This is a genomic window from Halomonas garicola (assembly GCF_031935715.1).
GTDB classification, from domain to species: Bacteria; Pseudomonadota; Gammaproteobacteria; order Pseudomonadales; family Halomonadaceae; genus Vreelandella; species Vreelandella garicola.
This window is the reverse complement of the sequence record NZ_JASSZF010000025.1, coordinates 1-18,680: the sequence shown is the minus strand read 5'-3', so window position 1 is coordinate 18,680 and position 18,680 is coordinate 1. Positions and strand designations below refer to the sequence as shown.

General features: G+C 65.3%; 19 protein-coding genes and 1 other RNA gene. 11 read left to right on the top strand and 9 right to left on the bottom strand.

Annotated elements, in window-relative coordinates; all coding sequences use genetic code 11:
• Positions 1-262: 262 nt before the first annotated feature.
• The 5 genes from RS027_RS09845 to RS027_RS09825 all read right to left on the bottom strand — a co-directional run bounded on the left by RS027_RS09845 (position 263) and on the right by RS027_RS09825 (position 3,437).
• Positions 263-760: a PIN domain-containing protein gene (locus RS027_RS09845; protein ID WP_311956478.1), complete on the bottom strand. Its 498-nt coding sequence runs from the start codon at positions 758-760 to the stop codon at positions 263-265.
• Positions 741-1,817 (bottom strand): helix-turn-helix domain-containing protein, encoded by a 1,077-nt coding sequence (locus tag RS027_RS09840; protein ID WP_311956477.1) that lies wholly within the window; start codon positions 1,815-1,817, stop codon positions 741-743. The genes RS027_RS09845 and RS027_RS09840 overlap by 20 nt, the downstream gene beginning before the upstream one ends.
• Positions 1,818-2,019: 202 nt before the next feature.
• Positions 2,020-2,649, bottom strand: coding sequence for a 5-formyltetrahydrofolate cyclo-ligase (locus RS027_RS09835; protein WP_311956476.1), 630 nt, complete (start codon positions 2,647-2,649; stop codon positions 2,020-2,022).
• Positions 2,650-2,719: 70 nt separating this feature from the next.
• Positions 2,720-2,903: non-coding RNA, 6S RNA (gene ssrS, locus RS027_RS09830), on the bottom strand.
• A 237-nt stretch (positions 2,904-3,140) separates the two neighbouring features.
• The gene (locus RS027_RS09825; RefSeq protein ID WP_311956475.1) at positions 3,141-3,437 is read right to left on the bottom strand and encodes a cell division protein ZapA; all 297 of its coding nucleotides are present in this window, start codon (positions 3,435-3,437) and stop codon (positions 3,141-3,143) included.
• Between the two features lie 239 nt (positions 3,438-3,676).
• Here RS027_RS09825 and RS027_RS09820 point away from each other — a divergent pair, with 239 nt between their 5' ends.
• The 4 genes from RS027_RS09820 to RS027_RS09805 all read left to right on the top strand — a co-directional run bounded on the left by RS027_RS09820 (position 3,677) and on the right by RS027_RS09805 (position 8,283).
• Positions 3,677-4,255 (top strand): UPF0149 family protein, encoded by a 579-nt coding sequence (locus tag RS027_RS09820; RefSeq protein ID WP_311956474.1) that lies wholly within the window; start codon positions 3,677-3,679, stop codon positions 4,253-4,255.
• Between the two features lie 44 nt (positions 4,256-4,299).
• The gene (gene pepP / locus RS027_RS09815) at positions 4,300-5,640 is read left to right on the top strand and encodes a Xaa-Pro aminopeptidase (protein WP_311956473.1); all 1,341 of its coding nucleotides are present in this window, start codon (positions 4,300-4,302) and stop codon (positions 5,638-5,640) included.
• A gap of 117 nt (positions 5,641-5,757) precedes the next feature.
• On the top strand, positions 5,758-6,975 hold the full coding sequence (gene ubiH / locus RS027_RS09810) for a 2-octaprenyl-6-methoxyphenyl hydroxylase (RefSeq protein WP_311956472.1): 1,218 nt from the start codon (positions 5,758-5,760) through the stop codon (positions 6,973-6,975).
• 48 nt (positions 6,976-7,023) lie between these two features.
• The gene (locus RS027_RS09805) at positions 7,024-8,283 is read left to right on the top strand and encodes a UbiH/UbiF/VisC/COQ6 family ubiquinone biosynthesis hydroxylase (RefSeq protein WP_311956471.1); all 1,260 of its coding nucleotides are present in this window, start codon (positions 7,024-7,026) and stop codon (positions 8,281-8,283) included.
• Here RS027_RS09805 and RS027_RS09800 read toward each other — a convergent pair.
• The 3 genes from RS027_RS09800 to gpmI form a co-directional block, all read right to left on the bottom strand.
• A complete protein-coding gene (locus tag RS027_RS09800; protein ID WP_311956470.1) occupies positions 8,280-9,593 on the bottom strand; it encodes a S41 family peptidase in 1,314 nt (437 codons plus the stop codon). The two genes, RS027_RS09805 and RS027_RS09800, sit on opposite strands and share 4 nt — an antisense overlap.
• A 68-nt stretch (positions 9,594-9,661) precedes the next feature.
• Positions 9,662-10,816, bottom strand: coding sequence for a murein hydrolase activator EnvC family protein (locus RS027_RS09795; RefSeq protein ID WP_311956469.1), 1,155 nt, complete (start codon positions 10,814-10,816; stop codon positions 9,662-9,664).
• On the bottom strand, positions 10,817-12,382 hold the full coding sequence (gene gpmI / locus RS027_RS09790; RefSeq protein ID WP_311956468.1) for a 2,3-bisphosphoglycerate-independent phosphoglycerate mutase: 1,566 nt from the start codon (positions 12,380-12,382) through the stop codon (positions 10,817-10,819).
• 231 nt (positions 12,383-12,613) lie between these two features.
• Here gpmI and RS027_RS09785 point away from each other — a divergent pair, with 231 nt between their 5' ends.
• The 7 genes from RS027_RS09785 to ruvX all read left to right on the top strand — a co-directional run bounded on the left by RS027_RS09785 (position 12,614) and on the right by ruvX (position 17,204).
• On the top strand, positions 12,614-13,036 hold the full coding sequence (locus RS027_RS09785) for a rhodanese-like domain-containing protein (RefSeq protein WP_311956504.1): 423 nt from the start codon (positions 12,614-12,616) through the stop codon (positions 13,034-13,036).
• A 61-nt stretch (positions 13,037-13,097) separates the two neighbouring features.
• Positions 13,098-13,592: a protein-export chaperone SecB gene (secB, locus tag RS027_RS09780; RefSeq protein WP_311956467.1), complete on the top strand. Its 495-nt coding sequence runs from the start codon at positions 13,098-13,100 to the stop codon at positions 13,590-13,592.
• Positions 13,593-13,631: 39 nt separating this feature from the next.
• Positions 13,632-14,351 carry a 16S rRNA (uracil(1498)-N(3))-methyltransferase gene (locus RS027_RS09775; RefSeq protein ID WP_311956503.1) on the top strand — a complete coding sequence of 240 codons (720 nt, stop codon included), beginning with the start codon at positions 13,632-13,634 and terminating at the stop codon, positions 14,349-14,351.
• 16 nt (positions 14,352-14,367) lie between these two features.
• Entirely contained in the window at positions 14,368-15,057 is a 690-nt protein-coding gene (locus tag RS027_RS09770; RefSeq protein WP_311956466.1) for a CvfB family protein, read from the top strand.
• A 105-nt stretch (positions 15,058-15,162) separates the two neighbouring features.
• Positions 15,163-16,128: a glutathione synthase gene (gene gshB, locus RS027_RS09765; RefSeq protein WP_311956465.1), complete on the top strand. Its 966-nt coding sequence runs from the start codon at positions 15,163-15,165 to the stop codon at positions 16,126-16,128.
• Positions 16,129-16,191: 63 nt separating this feature from the next.
• The gene (locus tag RS027_RS09760) at positions 16,192-16,749 is read left to right on the top strand and encodes a YqgE/AlgH family protein (protein WP_311956464.1); all 558 of its coding nucleotides are present in this window, start codon (positions 16,192-16,194) and stop codon (positions 16,747-16,749) included.
• The gene (gene ruvX / locus RS027_RS09755; RefSeq protein WP_311956463.1) at positions 16,749-17,204 is read left to right on the top strand and encodes a Holliday junction resolvase RuvX; all 456 of its coding nucleotides are present in this window, start codon (positions 16,749-16,751) and stop codon (positions 17,202-17,204) included. The genes RS027_RS09760 and ruvX overlap by 1 nt, the downstream gene beginning before the upstream one ends.
• A gap of 17 nt (positions 17,205-17,221) precedes the next feature.
• Here the strand turns inward: ruvX and pyrB are convergent, their stop codons facing one another.
• Positions 17,222-18,247, bottom strand: a complete 1,026-nt coding sequence (gene pyrB, locus RS027_RS09750) for an aspartate carbamoyltransferase (RefSeq protein ID WP_311956462.1) — start codon at positions 18,245-18,247, stop codon at positions 17,222-17,224.
• Positions 18,248-18,680: the final 433 nt, after the last annotated feature.

Sequence of the window (18,680 nt, the reverse complement as noted above, 5' to 3'; positions counted from 1 at the left end):
CCCGAGCGGGAGTTTCTCGGGCGCTTGTGTCTTTTGGGAGAAGCGGTATGCGTCGTAAAAAGCCGGACATGATCACGGCCCTCACCCTCGTATTTGCCCTGGGCGTTCTCGTCACGGGCTACGCCCAGGCGTTAGCCGGGGGCTAGGTGGGTTTTTAACCTCATCGAGTTGTTCCCGAGAAGCTCCGCTCGGCTAAGCGGCGATGGTTAATGAAACCGGGCGGACACTCAGCATGAATGGCAAACGGTTAAGGCCAGTGGCTTTATTTGGCGCTGTACGTCGCTTTATCGATATGCTTTTCTACATCGTCCCAGGGCAGCCGGCGCTTTTTGTTTTTCATTCGCTCCACTGCGCCGCGGGTTTCTTCTTTGGTCAAAAAACCACACTCAATCATCTCGGTTAGCACCCAAAGTGTCCCTCTGATCTCGGCTCCCTCCTTGCTGGCTACGGCTCGTAGCCTTAGATCGCCCGTGACCAGTGGGCAGGCCTCCTGCTTGGCCAACGCCAGAGCCAAGCGGTCGTAGAACCCGGGTTCGTCGCCATACATTATCCCCAGCTCGCTAGCATATTCGACGTATTTCGATTCTACCGTGAGTATCTTTAGACCCAGGTCAGTCAAACCCGGACTCCCCTCCTCAATCTCGTCGAAGTAAAGGATGTCGGGCATGGCGAAACGGTAAGGGAGCCTGAAAAGGGTGGGGAGAATATTTCCCGCATCGAGATCAATGATGACGTTGGCGTCACTGATGAGCAGCAGCATCTACCGGCTCCATAAAACGCTCCTGGTAAAAGCGCATGCGTGAGATGTCCAGTAGCCCCGCTGCTTTTGTCTCTGTAATGTGGTCCTCGGCCAACGCCCGATATACCAGCTGTTCAAACTGACGGGGTGTTTCCGCTGGTAACGCATCCCAGGGTTCCCGGGTTCGCCATCCGCGCCGGGAAAAAGCCTTCATTGTCCGAAGCCGTGTATCTTCGCCAATCACACCACACTGAAAAGCCCGTATCAGCCAGCCCATCATGGAAAGCCCGTATTCATGCTTAAGACGGTATAGCTCAAGCGGCTCAAGGCGTTTGCGCTGCGCCCCGAGCTCCTTGATTACTGCTTCTTTAGGGGCCAGGAAAGCCCCCGCGAAGCGGTCGCAGGCCTTTTCCTCATCTACTCCGTTAGCCAGACGGCCAGCCAAAACGATATGGGCTAGTTCGTGGGCCAGCGTGAACCGCTGGCGATCTCCGGGCCAGCGAGATGACACAGCAATGACATGGTATGACTTGTCGGCGGCCAGTGCGGTAGCCGTCATACCCGAAAATCCCGGATGTTCGACGTCAATCGCCATGACTAGCAAGCCGAAGGATTCCAGCTCAGCCGTCAGGTCAGCAATGGGGTTCATCCCCAAATGCCAGGCACGACGCACACGCTCTGCCATTGCCTCGATGTCTTCCAGTGCTTCTATGCGCTCGGGTATGCCATCAGGCACTGCGAAGTCGGGGATGGGCGATTCAGGAAACGCGTCGAGAATTTCGACACGCTTTTCAGCCATCTCCGCAATGCGAATCCTTGCAGCTTCTGAACGCCGCTTGCCAAAATCAACGTTCTTGCGGAACTCAATCCCCGATAGCTCTACCGTGGACTGACGGAAAAAATACTCTGTGCGAATACCACATGTCTTGGCAAGGGCGAGCAGTTTCGAGGAGTCCGGAGTCGATGAACCTCGCTCATATTTTTGTATGGCTGCCTTGGTCACACCCAGCTCGTTGCCCAACGCTTCAAGCGTCAGGTCAGCGGCAAGGCGGGCCTGTCGAATACGTTGTCCGAGCATGGTGCACCCTCTTTCGGTTTACTTACACCACAAGAATACACCAAAAGTAAACTAGCGGGACATTAACGATTTCCAGAAAAAATTTCAATTTGGGTTTTTGACGAGGCATTTGGGGTCGAAAAGGGCCTGTTGAAGGTCAAGAGAGGCCCGATAAGCTGAGGGAATCGGGTGCTGAGCCGCTGTGAAATTGTGGAAGGGCAAGTTACCGTCTCACGCGTTTGCGCGGTCGCACCACGGCGGTGTCGGTGGCGATGGCGGTCAGCGGGATGTCCCAGGGCTCCACGGGAAGCGCTTCGGCCTGCTGGCAGGCGTGGGCGACGCCGATCAGCGCCGGCGCCGGGCGCCGGTGGCGCATGAAGGCGAGCGTGCGGTCGTAAAAGCCGCCGCCCATGCCCATGCGGTTGGCGTCGGTATCGAAGCCCACCAGCGGGACGATCAGGGTATCCAGCGCCCAGGCCGGCAGGCGATTGGCGCGGCGGGCGCCAAAGGCGATGGCGGGTTCGCGGATGCCGAAGCGGTTTTTCACCATGGGCGTGCCCGGCCGGTAGGCCACGAACCACAGCGAGTTGGCGGAGAACGGGCGCAGCACGGGCAGATAGACGTTGACCCCGCGACGGTATAGCCAGGGGAGCAGGGGTAATGGGTCGATTTCGCCGCCCACGGGCAGGTACAGGCTAACGCGGCGGGCGCGGAGCAGTTCGGGCAGGGTTTTCAGCCGGCGACACAGGGCAGAAGCGGCAGCGCGCTGTTCGCGGGCGGTGAGGGCCCGGCGGCGGCGTCTCAGCTCTCGGCGCAGGGTGTTTTTCGCCTGGGCAGGCGGCGCTGTCGGCATGGTCTGAAGGTGGTTAACGGGAAGAAAAGGGCTTTTCAAACAAAGCGTGCCAAAAAAGGCTTGTTAAAAAGGGTTCTCCAGAGTGCCGCTGTCGTTCTGGCCCTGAACCTTGAGGTTCAGGTGGGTGGCCGCAGCCGAGCCGTCAGGCTTTCCGTCGCACGGACATGCACACGGGCTCGGCTAGCTTTTGGCCTCCCTGGGTATTACGCATAGGCTCGAGGGACTATAACGACTGGCGCACACCCCAGAGAACGCCTCCATCTTACCAGAGGCCCGCCCTCAGGCCAAAGAGCGGGGCTCAAGCGAGCAGGCGATCATCGTTGATCGGGGCTTTTAATCGGATCCGGCGACAGGCCTACAAGGGGGCGCTGTGAATCCATCCCTGGACGCTACCTACGCCATCCCTGGCGTAGAACCCCCTTTACGACCTGTCCCCGGATCCCGTGGGCATATCCAGCCATAATGTCGCTTTGCTATGGAGAGCCGGGGGATCATTCCCGGTCTTTTTTCAGCGCCTCGTCCAGGCGCTCGCCCAGGCGGGTAAGCTCGGCCTCGCGGTCGCGCTGCTCGTCCAGGGTTTCAAGCAGCTCGTGGGTAATGTTGAGCGCGGCCATGACCGTGACCCGGTCGTTGCTCAGGGCAGCGCTTTGCGACTGGATGCCGTGCATGGCGCGGTCCAGATAGCGCGCGGCGCGTTCCAGCTTGTCTTCTGTCCCCGGGTCGCAGGCGATGGTGTAATACCGCCCCAGCAGGGTGATTTCTGTGGTTGGACGCTTGGCGTCACTCATCCGTTGCTCCAGCGCAGGCCATCGAGGGATCTATGCGTTAACATGCCCGTATGGGCAAGTAAAGCGAGGCTTGGTCCGGGCCGGCGCGAGCCGGTGCCGGACGCTACAAGCCGCTTAACTATAAGAGAGCCTGCGCGCCGGGGTCAACGCGCAACCCTGACCATCGCGCTTGCCGTGTCGCCTTTTCTTACTCTGTTTCAACTTCTGTTTCAACTTCTGTTTCAACGGATCGCTTTTTTATGTCCCTGATCGACGAACGCCAGGATTTTTCCGCTATTGCCGACGTGTTTCTGCTGCATGGCAGCATGCAGTCGCCGGCTTTTCTCGACGGCCGGCTGTGTGCGCTGCTGGCGCTCAAGGACGTTAGCGCCGAGGCCTGGCTGGACGAGGTGTGCTCGAGCCTGGGGATCGAGCAGCCCCGGGACGCGGCCAGCGCCGAGCGGCTGTTGGGCTGGCGCCGACAGACCGTCGAGGCCCTGGGCGCCAGCGAAATGAACTACGAGCCGCTGCTGCCCGACGAGCTGTTTTCCCTGGCCGAGCAGGCCCAGGGCCTGCAGGAATGGACGCTTGGCTTTATCGAAGCGCTCGATGAAACCGTCGATGACGCCCTGCGCAAGCAGTGGTCTGCCGCCCTGCGCGAGGCGCTCGACGACCTGCCGGCGCTTACCCAGATGGAAACCGCTATCGACGACAGCCCGGAAAACGAAAACGACCTTTTCGCGCTCACCGAACACGCGCGGATGGCCGCCATGATGCTGTATACCGAGCAGCATCCCGGCCAGCCCCAGGTGGAGCAAAGCGACGCGACGCTGCACTAGCGCCTTTCGCTCGAACACCTTCCCCTCACCAACCAGGAGTCTTCATGCTACCCGAGTCCATGCCGCGCCCGGCGGCGATTTCCCCCGATGTCTACGCCGCGCGCTGCGCCGCGCTGATGGCTGAGCTGCCCGCTAATGCGGCCGTGCTGGTGCCCGGCGCGGGCCTTGTCACCCGCTCCCGGGACAGCGAGTTCGCCTTTCGCCAGAACAGCGACTTTTACTATCTCACCGGCATCGTCGAGCCCGACGCGCTGCTGCTGTTGCTGCCCGGCCGCGACGCCGGCGAGGCGGTGGTGTTCTGCCAGGACCGCGACCCGACGCTTGAGGCCTGGACGGGGCGGCGGCTGGGCGCAGCCGGCATGGTCGCCGAGCACGGGGTGGACGAGGCGTTCGAAAACGCCGAGCGCGACGAACAGCTCGACGCGCTGCTGTCCGGCCGCGAGCAGCTTTACCTGCCCTTTGAGGACCCCGAGGCCATGGCGCTGGCCGAGCAGGCCTACGCCGAGGCCGCCGCCGGCCGCCGCCGGGGCGTCGCGCCGGTGAGCGGCTTTCACGACGTCAGCCCGCTGATTCACGCCATGCGCCAGGTCAAGACGGCCCAGGAGCTTGACCTGATGCGTCATGCCGCCGAGATATCCGCCCGGGCCCACTGCCGCGCCATGCGCGCCAGCCGGCCGGGGCTTTTTGAATACCAGCTCCAGGCCGAGCTGGAGCACGAATTCGTCTGGCAGGGCGGAAGCGCTCCGGCCTACAGCACCATTGTCGGCGGCGGCGCCAACGCCTGCGTTTTGCACTACGTGGAAAACAGCGCCTCGCTCAATGACGGCGATCTGGTGCTGATCGACGCCGGCGCCGAGTTTGACCTCTACGCCGGCGATATTACCCGCACCTTTCCCGTTAGCGGCACCTTCAGCGCCGCCCAGCGCAGGCTCTACCAGGCCGTGCTCACCGCCCAGGAAAACGCCGTGGCGGCGATTCGCCCCGGTGCTACGCTGATCGACATCCACCGGGGCGTGGTGCGCGACATGACTGCGGGGCTGATCGAGCTGGGGCTGCTTGACGGAAGCGTCGATGAGCGCATTGCTGACGATAGCTACCGGCGCTTTTACCTGCATTCGACCTCGCACTGGCTGGGGCTCGACGTCCACGACGTGGGCGACTACCGCCAGGCCGACGGCACGCCGCTGCCGCTTGCAGCCGGCATGGTGCTCACCGTGGAGCCCGGTCTTTATATTCCCGACGACGCGGATATTCCCGAGGCCTACCGGGGAATGGGCATCCGCATCGAGGACGACGTCGCGGTCACCGCTGAGGGCCACGAGGTGCTCACCGCCGGCGTGCCCAAGCAGATGGCGGATATTGAGGCGCTAATGGCCAATAAGTAACCGTTTTGGTTTTGACGTTATTTTAATTACGTAATTTACGTTACGGCTAATTTCCTTCTTCCCGTCGTGCGCTTTGGCAGGAAATATAGAGATAAAACAGCCGTTTAGGAGTCTGCTATGGAGACACCCGCGCAGCCGCTCACCCACGATATGGTCATCGTGGGCGGCGGCCTGGTGGGGGCCAGCCTGGGTTGTGCGCTGGCCCCGCTGATCGAGCGCTACGGCCTCAGGGTGGCGATCATCGAGGCCGCGCCGCTGCCGGCCGCGCCGCAGCCAACCGAGTGGCAGCCCAGCTTCGATGCCCGGGCCAGCGCTATTGCCGAAGGCTCGGCGGAGCGCTTTCATCGTCTGGGAGTGTGGCGGGCCATGCGGCGCGAGGCCGAGCCGATCCGCCGTATCCACATCAGCGAGCGCGGGCGGCTGGGGGTGACGCGACTCGATGCCGAAGACGTCAGCGTCGAGGCGCTGGGCCATGTCATCCCCAACGCCTGGATGGGGCGGGTGCTGCATCACAAGCTTGCCGGGATCGAGCTTGACTGGCACTGCCCGGCGACGGTGGAGCACATAGCGCCGACGTCCGCGGGCCACCGGCTGGCGCTGTCGGACGGCAGCACGCTGACTGCCGGGCTGACGGTGCTGGCCGACGGCGGGCGCTCGGGGCTGAAGGAGCAGCTGGGTATTCCCAGCCGCGCGGCGGACTATGATCAAACGGCTTTGATTGCCAACGTGGCGATAAGCGAGCCCCACCGCGGCGTGGCCTACGAGCGCTTTACCGCCGAGGGGCCGATGGCGCTGCTGCCGCTGCCGGGCAACGCCATGGAGCTGGTGTGGACGCACCCGGCCGGTGAGGAAAAGGCGCGCATGACGCTGCCTGACGGCGACTTTCTCGCCGCGCTGCAGCGGGCGTTCGGCGACCGCGCCGGGCGTTTTACCCGGGTGGGCAAGCGCTATGTCTACCCGCTGTCCCTGGTGACCGCGGAAGAAACCGTGCGCCCGGGGCTTGCGGTGCTGGGCAACGCCGCCCACGCGCTGCACCCGGTGGCCGGCCAGGGCTTCAACCTGGCGCTGCGGGGGGTGGTGGACCTGGTGGAAACCCTGACCGACAGCCTGGCGGCGGGGGCCGCGATAGGCGACATGGCGACCCTTGGCGCCTTTGATCGTAAGCGCGCCCGGGACCGGCGCGACGTGGTGCGCTTCAGCGACGGGCTGATCCGCCTGTTTGGCGCGCGGTTTCCGCTGCTGCCCCAGGCCCGGGCGGCAGGGCTCATCGGCCTCAACCTGGCCGGGCCGCTGCGGCGCGATATGGCCCGCCGGGCCATGGGGCTTGAGCGCTGATTTTCCTCCGCGCCCGGAGGCGGGCGCCCTGATGACGAGGCAACGCAAGTGACGACAACGGAAACAACTACGGCAAACGGGCCGCCGGCGACGACGTTCGATGCTTTGATCGTGGGCAACGGCATGGTGGGAACGGCGCTGTGTGCGCTGCTGGCGGACGCCGGCATGCGCGTCGGGCTGGTCGAGGCGCAGCCCCGGCCTCTGATTCTGGATACGCTCGGCGAGGCGCCGGCGCCTCGGGTCAGTGCGCTGTCGCCGGTCTCCGTGCGGCTGCTGGAGCACTTGGGCGCCTGGCCGGCGATGGCCCAGAGACGGGTGACGCCCTATCGCCACATGCGCGTCTGGGACGCCGACGGTAGCGGGGAAATCGCCTTCAGCGCCGACGAGGCCGGCGTGGCCGCGCTTGGCTACATTGTCGAAAACAACCTGACCACGGCGGCGTTGAACGCCCGGGTGCTCGACCACCTCGGCGTCACGACGTTTTACGGCAAGCGCGTCGCCGCGCTGCAGACCTCCGCGACCGGGCGCTGGCTAAAGCTTGACGACGGGCGCACGCTTGGCGCCCCGCTGGTGATTGCCGCCGACGGCGCGCGCTCGGCGCTGCGCGACATGGCGGAAATCGACGTCGTCGAAGACGACATGCACCAGCACGCGGTGGTCACCACGGTGCGCTGCGAGCGCCCCCACGGGGCAACGGCGCGGCAGGCGTTCGTCAACGGCCAGCCGCTGGCGTTTTTGCCGCTGACGGTGGCGGGCGACGAGCGCTACTGCTCGATTGTCTGGTCGGTGGCGCCCGAGCGGGCCCGGGAGCTTGAAGCGATGACGCCCGAAGCGCTGGGCGAGACGCTGGGGGCAGCGCTTGAGCATCGCCTGGGCGAGGTCGAGGTTTGCGACAGGGCGTATCGGCTGCCGCTGGTGCAGCGCCATGCCCGGCGCTATACGGCGCCCAACTTTGCCCTGGTGGGCGACGCCGCGCACAGCATCCACCCGCTGGCGGGGCAGGGGGTCAACCTGGGGCTGATGGACGCCGCCGTGCTCGCCGAAGAGGTGGTCGCCGCCTTCAAGCGCGGCGCGCCCTGGGGAGACGCCCGGCTGCTCAAGCGCTTCGAGCGCCGCCGCCGGGCGGATAACGCCGCGATGCTTAAGCTGATGAAGGGCTTCAAGACCCTGTTCGACACGCGCCACCCCGGCGTGCTGCTGGCGCGCAACGTCGGCATGAGCAGCCTTGATCGGCTGGTGCCGCTGAAGCGGACAATCATGCGCCAGGCGACCGGCGAGCGTGGCCGCCTGCCCGCGAGCTGCCGTTAGCGCCCCCGGCGGTCGACGACGTTGAGCGCCTTGAGCAGGTTGAGCGCCTCGCTCAGCTGGTAGTCGTCGCGCAGGCGCGACGAGCTGGCGGCGTCGGCTCCGCCGGCGCCGCCCGGGGCGTCCAGGTGGCCTTCGAGATCGGCTTCGCGCAGCTCGAAGGTGCTGTCGGCGATTTCCAGCCGCCCGCGCACCACCTTGACGTCGGGCTCGATGCCCTGGGCCTGGATCGAGCGGCCGTTGGGCGTGTAGTAAAGCGCGGTGGTGAGCTTGAGGCCTTCGTTCTCGCCAAGCGGCATGACCTGTTGCACTGAGCCCTTGCCGAAGCTTTCGGTGCCCATGATCACGCCGCGGCGCTGGTCCTGAAGGGCGCCGGCGACGATTTCCGCGGCCGAGGCGCTGCCGCCGTTGATCAGCACCACCAGCGAGACGTCGCCGGCGGGCGTGCTCGGGTTGGCGGAGAACGACATCTCGCTATTGTCCAGGCGGCCCTCGGTGTACACCACCCGGCCGTGATTGAGAAACAGGTCGGCGACGTCGACCGCGCTTTGCAGCACGCCGCCGGGGTTGTTGCGCAGGTCCAGCACCAGGCCGTCCAGGGTACGGCCGTCGCTTTGCTCCTGCATGTCGTCGATGGCCTGGAGCGCCTGTTCGGCGGTGCGCGTTTGGAATTGGCTGATGCGCAGGTAGCCGTAGCCCGACGCCAGCAGCTCGTGCTTGACGCTTTCCGTGCGGATATTTTCCCGAGTCAGGGTGAGCTGGCGCGGGCTGTCTTCGCCCTCGCGCAGCACGGTAATCTCGAGCTCGGTATCGGGTTCGCCGCGCATCAGATTAACCGCCTCGTGCAGGGAAAGGCCGTCGGTAGAGGTGCCGTCGATGCGCATGATCACGTCCCGGGACTCAAGCCCCGCCCGGGAGGCCGGGGTGTCGTCGATGGGCGTGATCACCGTGAGCCGGTCGTCCTCCATGCCGACTTCGATGCCGATACCGCCAAATTCGCCCTCGGTGGTTTCGCGCAGGCTTTTGTACTGCTCTTCGTCGAGGTAGGTGGAGTGCGGATCCAGCTCGTTGAGCATGCCGCGCATGGCGTTGCGCAACAGGGTGCGATCGTCGATGTCTTTGACGTAGGCGCGCTTGATGTGCTCGAACACTTCGGCAAAGGTCTGGATGTCTTCCAGCGGCAGCGCATCGCTCCCGGGATCCGCCTCCGGCGTGGCGGCGGCTGCCGGCGGCAGGGCCAGCATGGCGGCAGGCAGCACGGCGGCCAGAAAGCGCCGGGAAGTGAGCAGTAGCGGGAAGGCAAATGGCGTCATGGTGGCTCCGCAGGGCGAAAGGCGGCGGGGCGCCGCCGGAAAAACGTCAGTGGCGCAAGCTTATCCCCTCAGCGACGTGCAATCCAACGCCCGGGGTCGATGGGCTTGCCGCTGCGGCGGACTTCAAAGTATAGCGCGGCCCGGGGCTGGCCGCCGGTATTGCCCACTCGGCCGATGGTCTGGCCGCTTTCCACCCGGGCGCCGGGCTGTCGGTCAAACCGCTGAAGGTGGGCGTAAAGCGTCATGATGTGATCGCCGTGGTCGATGATCAGCAGGTTGCCAAAGCCGCGCATCCAGTCGGCGAATACCACCCGGCCGGCGTGGACGGCCTTGACCTCCTTGCCGGCTGCCGCGCCGATGATGATGCCGTTGTGGTGCACGCCGTCCCGGCGCTTGAAGCCCGTACGCAGCGTGCCCTGAACGGGCCAGGGGAGATCGCCCCGGGTCTCGGTCATCTGGGTGCTGGGCGTGGGGCTCGATAACCTGGCCATCTGCTCGCGGATCTCGCGCAGGCGCGCTTCGGCCTCTTCGCGGTCGCCCTTGAGCTTGGCCAGATGGTGGCTCTGGCTTTCTTCGCGCCGGCCGATGTCGGCCAGAAGCTCGCGGCGTTTGGCGGTGCGCTTGGCAAGGGTCGCGCTTTCTTCTTTCAGGTCGGCGTTGACCGCCTCCAGGCGCCGTTGGCGCTGGTCAAGCTCGGCGGCGTTTTCGCTCAGCGCCTCGTCCAGCCGGGCGATGTCGGCGAGGCGCTTTTTTCTCGCCTGGCTCAGGCGGTTGAGGTAGGCCTGCATGCGGTCAACCTTGGCCGGGTCGCCCTGGTTGAGCAGCAGCTTTAGCTGCGGCGCGTCGCCCAGGCGGTATAGCGCGGCCAGCTGCTCGCCAAGCGCCTCCACCTGGGCCTGGCGGGTGGTTTCCAGGCGTTGACGCCGTTTTTTCAGCGCCCGGTTTTCCTCGGTCAGGCGGCGCCGTTTGGCCTGGACGTCATCCAGCCGTTCGTGGATATCGGCAAGCGCTTCTTCTACTTCGCGCAGCTTGTCTTCGGCGTCGCTGCGCGCCTCGCCGGTCGCGCCAAGGCGCTTTGATGCCGTCTGGATTTCCTCGCCCAGGGCGTCGAGCTTTTCCCGGGCGGCGGCTTCGTCGGGGCGCCCGTGAGCCGGCAGGGCGAGCGCTAACAGCAGCGCCAGCGCGCCGATGGCGTAGCGCCGCCGGGTCGGCCGAAAGGGCACTCAGCTTAGCCGAATCAGCGATTTACCGGTCATCGCCGGGGGAATCTCCTGATTCATCAGGGTCAGCAGGGTCGGCGCCAGGTCGCATAGCCGGCCGTCTTCCAGCTCGCCCTGGCGCTTGCCTACGTACACCAGCGGCACGGGGAAGGTAGTGTGGGCGGTCTGGGGCGCGCCGGTGACCGGGTGCACCATCTGCTCGGCGTTGCCGTGGTCGGCGGTGACCAGGCAGGCGCCGCCGGCACGCTCGATGGCCTCGACCACGCGACCCACGCAGCGGTCGACGGTTTCGATGGCCTGGACGGCGGCCTGGTAGTCGCCGGTGTGGCCCACCATGTCGCCGTTGGCGTAGTTGCAGATGATCAGGTCATAGCTGTCGTCGTCGATGGCGCCGATCAGGCTGTCGGTGACCTCAAAGGCGCTCATTTCCGGCTTTTCGTCGTAGGTGCGCACGTCCTGGGGCGAGGGCTTTAGAATGCGGGTTTCGCCGTCGAACTCCTCTTCGCGGCCGCCGGAGAAGAAAAACGTTACGTGGGGGTATTTTTCCGTCTCGGCGATGCGCAGCTGCCTGAGGCCGCGCCGGGAGACCACTTCGCCCAGGGTGTCGGCCAGGTGGTCCGGGGGGAAGGCGATCGGGGCGGGGATGTCGTCGGCGTATTCGGTCATCATCACCAGGCCTTCGCCGGCGAGCACCGGGCGCGAGGTGCGCGCAAAGCCGTCAAAGTCGGGGTCGGCAAAGGCTCGCGCGAGCTCCCGGGCGCGGTCGGCGCGAAAGTTGGCAAAGATCGCCGCGTCGCCGTCCTCGATCACTACCGGAGCGCCGTGGACCCGCATGCTGGTGGCGGCGACGAACTCGTCGGTTTCGCCCCGGGCGTAGGCCTCGCGCAGGGCGGTTTCGGCGCCGATGGCGGTAAAGTCGGCCTTGCCCTCGGTGAGCAGCTCGTAGGCCTGGGCCACGCGCTCCCAGCGGTTGTCGCGGTCAAGCGCGTAAAAGCGCCCGATGACAGAGGCGATAAAGCCGTTGTCGGGGCCGACCAGCTCGGAAAGCCGGGCGTTGGCCCGCTCGAGCGAGGCCATGGCGCTTTGCGGCGGCATGTCGCGGCCGTCGAGGAAAGCGTGAAGATAAATGCGCTGAGCGCCGCGGCGGGCGGCAAGCTCGGCAAGCGCGATGATGTGGTCTTCGTGGCTGTGCACGCCGCCGGGAGAGAGTAGCCCCATGAGGTGAACGGCCCGGCCGTGCTCGACGGCGTCGTCGATGGGGGTGGTCAGCGCCGTGTTGAGGTCAAGGTCGCCGTTTTCCACGGCCTGGGTGATCCGGGTAAAATCCTGAAACACGATGCGCCCGGCGCCGAGGTTCATGTGGCCGACCTCGGAGTTGCCCATCTGGCCGTCGGGAAGCCCGACGTGGTGGCCGTCGGTGTGAACGAAGGCCCGGGGGCGATCGGCCCAGAGGCGGTCCATGTTCGGCGTGTGCGCGCCGGCAATGGCGTTGTGCCGGCTGTCCGGGTTGTGGCCGTAGCCGTCGAGGATGATCAGCGCCACCGGGCGCGGCGTGGGGGTAGTGTCCATGAAGACCTCTCGTCATTAGGCCGAGCGCAGGCGTGGCTCAACGTCGCGGCGGATGCAAGTTGTTCGCATCATAACGCAGGGGGGTCGCTGTCGTCATGGCGGGGCCTGCTCGTGTTGCTTCGGGGTGTGTATACTGGGGCGCTTGTCGGCAGCAAGGTCGCTGCCGGCGGTGATTTTTTTACTGTTTGTTGACCCACTATTGACCTAGAGATTGAGCGCGCGATGTCGGAGATAATCGAACGGCTACTGGAGTTTTCCCAAAACCACTTGCTGCTGGTGGGGGCCTTTTTACTGGTGTTGCTGGCCTGGGTTTTTTACGAAACGCGCCGCGCCGCCGGCAACGGCGTGACCTCCAGCGAGGCCACGCAGCTGATCAATCGCGAAGATGCCGTAGTGCTGGATATTCGCGAAGACAAGGAATTCAAGGCCGGCCATATTGCCGGGGCCCAGCATATTCCCCAGAGCAAGCTGGATGACCGTATGAACGAACTGGGCAAGGCCAAGAACAAGCCGGTGATCATCGTTTGCAAGCACGGCCAGAGCTCGGGCGTGGCTCAGGCCAAGCTTGCCAAGGCCGGCTTCGAGCGAGCGTTGAAGCTCAACGGCGGCATAGGGCAGTGGCAGGCCGACGGCCTCCCGGTAGTGAAAAAATAAGCGCATCGGCGCCGGCGTGGCCGGCACGACCTTCGTAGAACGACCCTTTCAGGAGTTTCACATGGCGGAAGACACCAACCCCCAACAGGCCGGCGCGGCGGACGACAACAAGCAGAAGCTTACGTTTTCGCTGCAGCGCATTTACGTCAAGGACATTTCCTTCGAGGCGCCCAACTCGCCCGAGGTGTTCAAGCAGCCGTTCAAGCCCAAGGTCAATCTGGACCTGAATACCACCAGCGCGCAGACTGCCGACGACCAGTACGAGGTCACCATCAAGGTGACCGCCCAGGTCAACGACAGCGAAACCGGCACCACCTCGTTTCTGGCCGAGATCGAGCAGGCCGGGCTGTTCCGCATTGCCGGCATTGAAGGCGAGCAGCTGGACCAGACCCTGGGCGCCTTTTGCCCCAACCTTCTCTTCCCCTATGCTCGTGAGTGCGTGGACAACCTCGTCAATCGCGGCGGGTTCCCTCCGCTGATGCTTGCCCCGGTCAACTTTGACGCCATGTACGCCCAGCGCAAGCAGCGCGAGGCCCAGGCACAAAGCGCCGAGTAGGCCGTGCAGGCTGCCGACTGGTACGCCGCCAACGGCCGGATGCCGCGCCTTTACGTGCCGGCGGTGCTTGAGCCCGGGGCTGACGTCACGCTGCCCGAGGGCCCGGCGCGCCATCTGACCCGGGTGCTGCGCCTGGGCCTGGATGCGCCGCTGGTGCTGTTCGACGGTGCGGGGGTGGAAGCCGGCGTGCGGCTGATCGAGGTTACGCGCAAGCAGGCCCGGGTGCGCGTGGAGGCCGTGTGGCCGGGGGCGGGCGAGTCGCCGCTGGCCGTGCATCTGGGCCAGGCGATCTCCAAGGGCGACCGCATGGACTACGCGATCCAGAAAGCCGTCGAGCTTGGCGTCGCGGCGATTACCCCGCTTTATACCCCCCGGGGCGACGTGCGCCTGAAGGGCGAGCGCGAAGCCAAAAAGCTCGCCCACTGGCAGGCCGTGGCCGCCAGCGCCTGCGAGCAGTGCGGGCGGGCGACGCTGCCGCCGGTACACCCGCCCCAGCGCCTGGGCGACTGGCTTAAGGCGCGCGACGAGCCGCTGCGGCTGATGCTGCACCCGGCAACGGACAGCGCGCTTGAGGCCGCTGTTGCCCCCGCGACGGCGGCGCTGCTGATCGGCCCCGAGGGCGGGCTTTCGGCCGAGGACGTCGCGGCGGCAGAGGCGGCGAAGTTTGCCCCGCTGACGCTTGGACCGCGCATTCTGCGTACCGAAACCGCCCCCGTGGCCGCGCTTACGCTGTTGCAGTACCGCTTCGGCGACCTTTGAGAAGGACGTTTTTGCTATGCCCAACGAGACTCCTGGCCCCGCTTATAGCGCGACGGATACCGCCGCCCGCATTGGCGAGGTGGCGTATCTGCCGGTGACGGCGGTCACCCACGTCGGCGCGTTTTTGCGCTGGGGGCAGCCCAAGGACGTGCTGCTGCCGTTTAGCGAGCAGCTGTTCCGCCCTGACCCGGGCAAGCGCGTGCTGGTCATGCTGTATGAGGATGATCAGGGGCGGCCGGTGGCGTCCATGCGCCTCGAGCGCTTTCTGAGCGACGACGCCTGGGCGCTTCAGAGCGGCGAGGCGGTGACCCTGGTGGTGGCCGAGCGCACCGACCTGGGGATGAAGGTGGTGGTCAACCACCGCTACTGGGGCCTGATCTACGCCGACGACGTCAGCCAGCCCCTGCGCCGGGGTCAAACGCTGCCCGGCTTCGTCAAGCAGCGCCGGGACGACGGCCGTGTGGATATTTCCCTGCTGCCCCCGGGCAGCGCGCGGCTGGACGTGGTCGGCGACAGGGTGCTCAAGGCGCTGCGCGAAAGCGGGGGCTATCTGCCGCTGGGCGATAAAAGCGCCGCGGCGGACATCAAGGCGCGGCTGGGGGTGAGCAAAAGCGCCTACAAGCAGGCCATCGGGCGGCTGTACAAACGCCAGCTGATCACCCTTGAGCCCCATGCCGTGCGTCTGGTGCCCGGCGCGCTGGACTGATCCGGCCGCCGCTTGGTGCCGCGCGCGGCGTCAGGCATACTGCAGGCCTGTCATTTACCCACGGGCGCGCCGGCCCGGCGCGCTCTATCCCGAATGGTTGTTGCGATGAGCCAGTCAAACCTGCATCTGGGTGTGGTGATGGATCCCATCATCGACGTTGCCTACAAGAAAGATACCACCATGGCCATTCTGTGGGCCGCCCAGGACCGTGGTTATCAGCTGCACTACATGGAGCAGGAAGACCTGTTTCTCAACGCCGGGCAGGCCTACGCGCGGATGCGGCCGCTGACGGTGCATCGCGACCCCGACCACTGGTTTGATCTGGGCGAAGCCGATTCCCGGCCGCTGGCCGAGCTCGACGTCATTTTCATGCGCAAGGATCCCCCGGTCGACGCCGACTTCACCCACGCGGTGCATTTGCTGGGCTTTGCCGAGCGCGAAGGCGTGCTGATCGTCAATCCCACCCAGGCGATTTTGACCTGCAACGAGAAGCTGTTTGCCCAGCAGTTTCCCCAGTGCTGCGCGCCGACGCTGGTTTCCGCCCGGGACAACGTCCTGCGGGCGTTTCACGCCGAGCACGGCGACGTCATCTTCAAGCCGCTCGACGGCATGGGCGGCAGCGGGATTTTCCACATCGCGCCGGACGGCCGTAATCTGGGCTCGGTGATCGAGCAGCTGACCCTGGACGGCACGCGCCAGGTCATGGCCCAGCGTTACCTGTCTGCGATCAAGGACGGCGACACGCGCATTCTATTGATCGACGGCGAGCCGGTGCCCTACGGCCTGGCGCGCCTGCCTCTGGCGGGGGAAACCCGGGGCAACCTGGCCGCCGGCGGGCGCGGCGAAAGCCGTGAGCTGACCGACCGCGACCGCTGGCTGGTCGATCAGGTCAAGCCCGCGATTAAAAAGCTGGGGCTGCTGTTTGTCGGCCTCGACGTCATCGGCGACTACATCACCGAAATCAACGTCACCAGCCCCACCTGCGTGCGCGAAATCGACAATCAGCGCGGCACCCGCATCGCCGATCAGCTGCTGGATGCGGTAGCCCGGCGTCTGGACGCGATGCGCTGAGACCACCGCCCGGTCATCGACAAACGTTTAGCCGCCGGCGCCCCCGGCGGCACTAGGAGATCCATGCAAAGCCTGAAGAATCATTTCCTGTTGGCCATGCCGCATATGGACGAGTCCCACTTCGCCGGCAGTCTGGTGTATCTCTGCGACCACGACGACAACGGCAGCATGGGGGTCATCGCCAACCGGCCGCTGGATATCACCCTCGACGCGCTGTTCGAGCAGCTGGAGCTGGGCGGCGGCCAGAGCCTGCATCGCAGCGCGCCGGTGTACTACGGCGGCCCCATGCACAAGGACCGCGGTTTCATCCTTCACCGCGGCAAAAGCGATGACTGGGACTCGAGCGTTCAGGTGACCGACGAGCTGGCGCTGACGACCTCCATGGACATGCTGCAGGCGCTGGCCAATAACGAAGGCCCCGAGCGCTTCATTGTCTGCCTGGGCTGCTCCGGCTGGGACGTGGGCCAGCTGGAAGACGAGATCAAGGATAATGCCTGGCTGATCGTCGAGGGGGAGTCCAGCGTGCTGTTCGAAACGCCGCCGGCCGAACGCCTGGGCGCCGCCGCCGGCATCCTCGGCGTCGATCTTAACCTGATGACCCCCGATGCCGGGCACGCCTGATGGCCGCTGAAGGCCAGCGGCTGGTGCTGGCGTTTGATTTTGGCGCCCGGCGGATTGGCGTAGCGGTCGGCAACGAAATGCTGCAAAGCGCCCGGGAGCTTGAGCCGCTTGTCGCCCGGGACGGGATTCCCGACTGGAACCGGGTATCCCGTCTGCTGGACGAATGGCAGCCCGACCTTCTGGTGGTTGGCCTACCGCTGCACATGGACGGCAGCGAGTCCGAGATGAGCGCACGCGCGCGCAAGTTTGGCAACCGGCTTCACGGCCGCTACGGCAAGCCCTGCCGGATGGTGGACGAGCGCGGCTCAACCCGGGAGGCCAAGCAGATTGCCCGGGAGGCCGGCCACAAGGGCGACTATCGTCACGACAGCGTCGATGGCATTGCCGCCGTGCTGATTCTGGAAGGCTGGTTTGCCCACCGGGAAGGGTTGCCCGGCGGGCGCGTGTCCGACTAACCCTCGCCCCAGGCGGTTCAGTCGTCCCGGGTGCCCAGCCGCTCGGGCACAAACCAGCGCACCGGGCGCATGTCCTTTTCAATCAAGTCTTCTACCTGCAGCAGCGTGGCAAAAATTGCCATGCGCATGGGGATGCCGTTGTCGGTCTGGCGAAAAATGGCAAGCCTGGGGTCGCCGTTCAGGTCCACGTCCAGGTCGTTGGCATCGGGGCGGCTGTCCCGAGGCAGCGGGTGCATGACGATAGTATCCGCGGTGCAGCGCTGATCCATGAAGCCCTTGTTGACCACGAAGTCGGCGGACACGCCGTCGAAGGCCTCGCTCAGCTCGCTGGTAAAACGCTCCTTTTGAATGCGCGTGGTGTACACCACGTCCAGGTCGCCAAAGTCGCTGGCCAGGCTGTCGCGCTGCTCCACCTGATGCCCGCGGGAGGCCACCAGTTCCACTAGTGCCGGGGGCATGGCAAGCCCGGGCGGGGCGACCAGGGTGATACGCATCGGCGGGTACAGCGACAAAAGCTTGATCAGCGAATGCACCGTGCGGCCGTGGAGCAGGTCCCCGGTGAGTAGGATATGCGCGCCCGAAAGCGATTTCCCCCGCCGGGTAAACTCCTTGTCGATGGTGTAAAGATCGAGAAGCGCCTGGCTGGGGTGCTCCCCCGGCCCGTCGCCGCCGTTGACTACGGGCACGTTGGTGGCGTTGGCAAACTCGGCCACCGAGCCCTGCTCGGGGTGGCGCATCACGATAGCGTCGCAGTAGCCGCTCATGACCCGACTGGTGTCGTACAGCGACTCGCCCTTGGCCATGGACGAGAAGGTAAAGCCGGTGGTGTCGCAGACGCTGCCGCCCAGGCGGCAGAACGCGGCGTTGAAGCTGACGCGGGTGCGGGTGCTGGCCTCGAAAAAGAGGTTGCCCAGCACCGCCCCTTCCAGTATCCGGGTGACCTGGCGGCGGCTGGCGATGGGCTCCATGCGGCCGGCCACCTGCAGCAGATGGTCGACGCGGCCGCGGTCCAGCGAGTCAATGGAAAGCAGGTGCGGGTTCATCAAGGGGCTCCCTAAGTAAGGCAGGCAAGCGGTAGCCTGGGTTAAGCTAGCGCAGTGTATGAATAACGGTGGGCCCAGTTTACTCGCAAGCGCTCCCCAAGCCGATATGCTTTTTCGCGCCTCGCCGATGGCGGCTTTTTGATTTCTTTTTGGCACCCCCTTGCGTAAGCTCTCCTCAGGCCGTACAGTACGCATCCGCTGCCGGCGACGCCAAGCGTCACCGGCGGTGATAGGGCCCAAAAAAGGCCTTGTTTGTCAGTCAGTTACGCGGTTTAATTCAAGCCGTTGACAAGCGCTTCAAGGCGTGTAAAATACGCCTTCCTCGCAGCCGCCGCGGCAGGTCATCGCCGGCGAGTGGTGTTAGCGAGACGCTCTTTAACAAGTTGATCAGGTAATTCATGTGGGCGCTTGCCTGGGTGGGTGACAAATCACC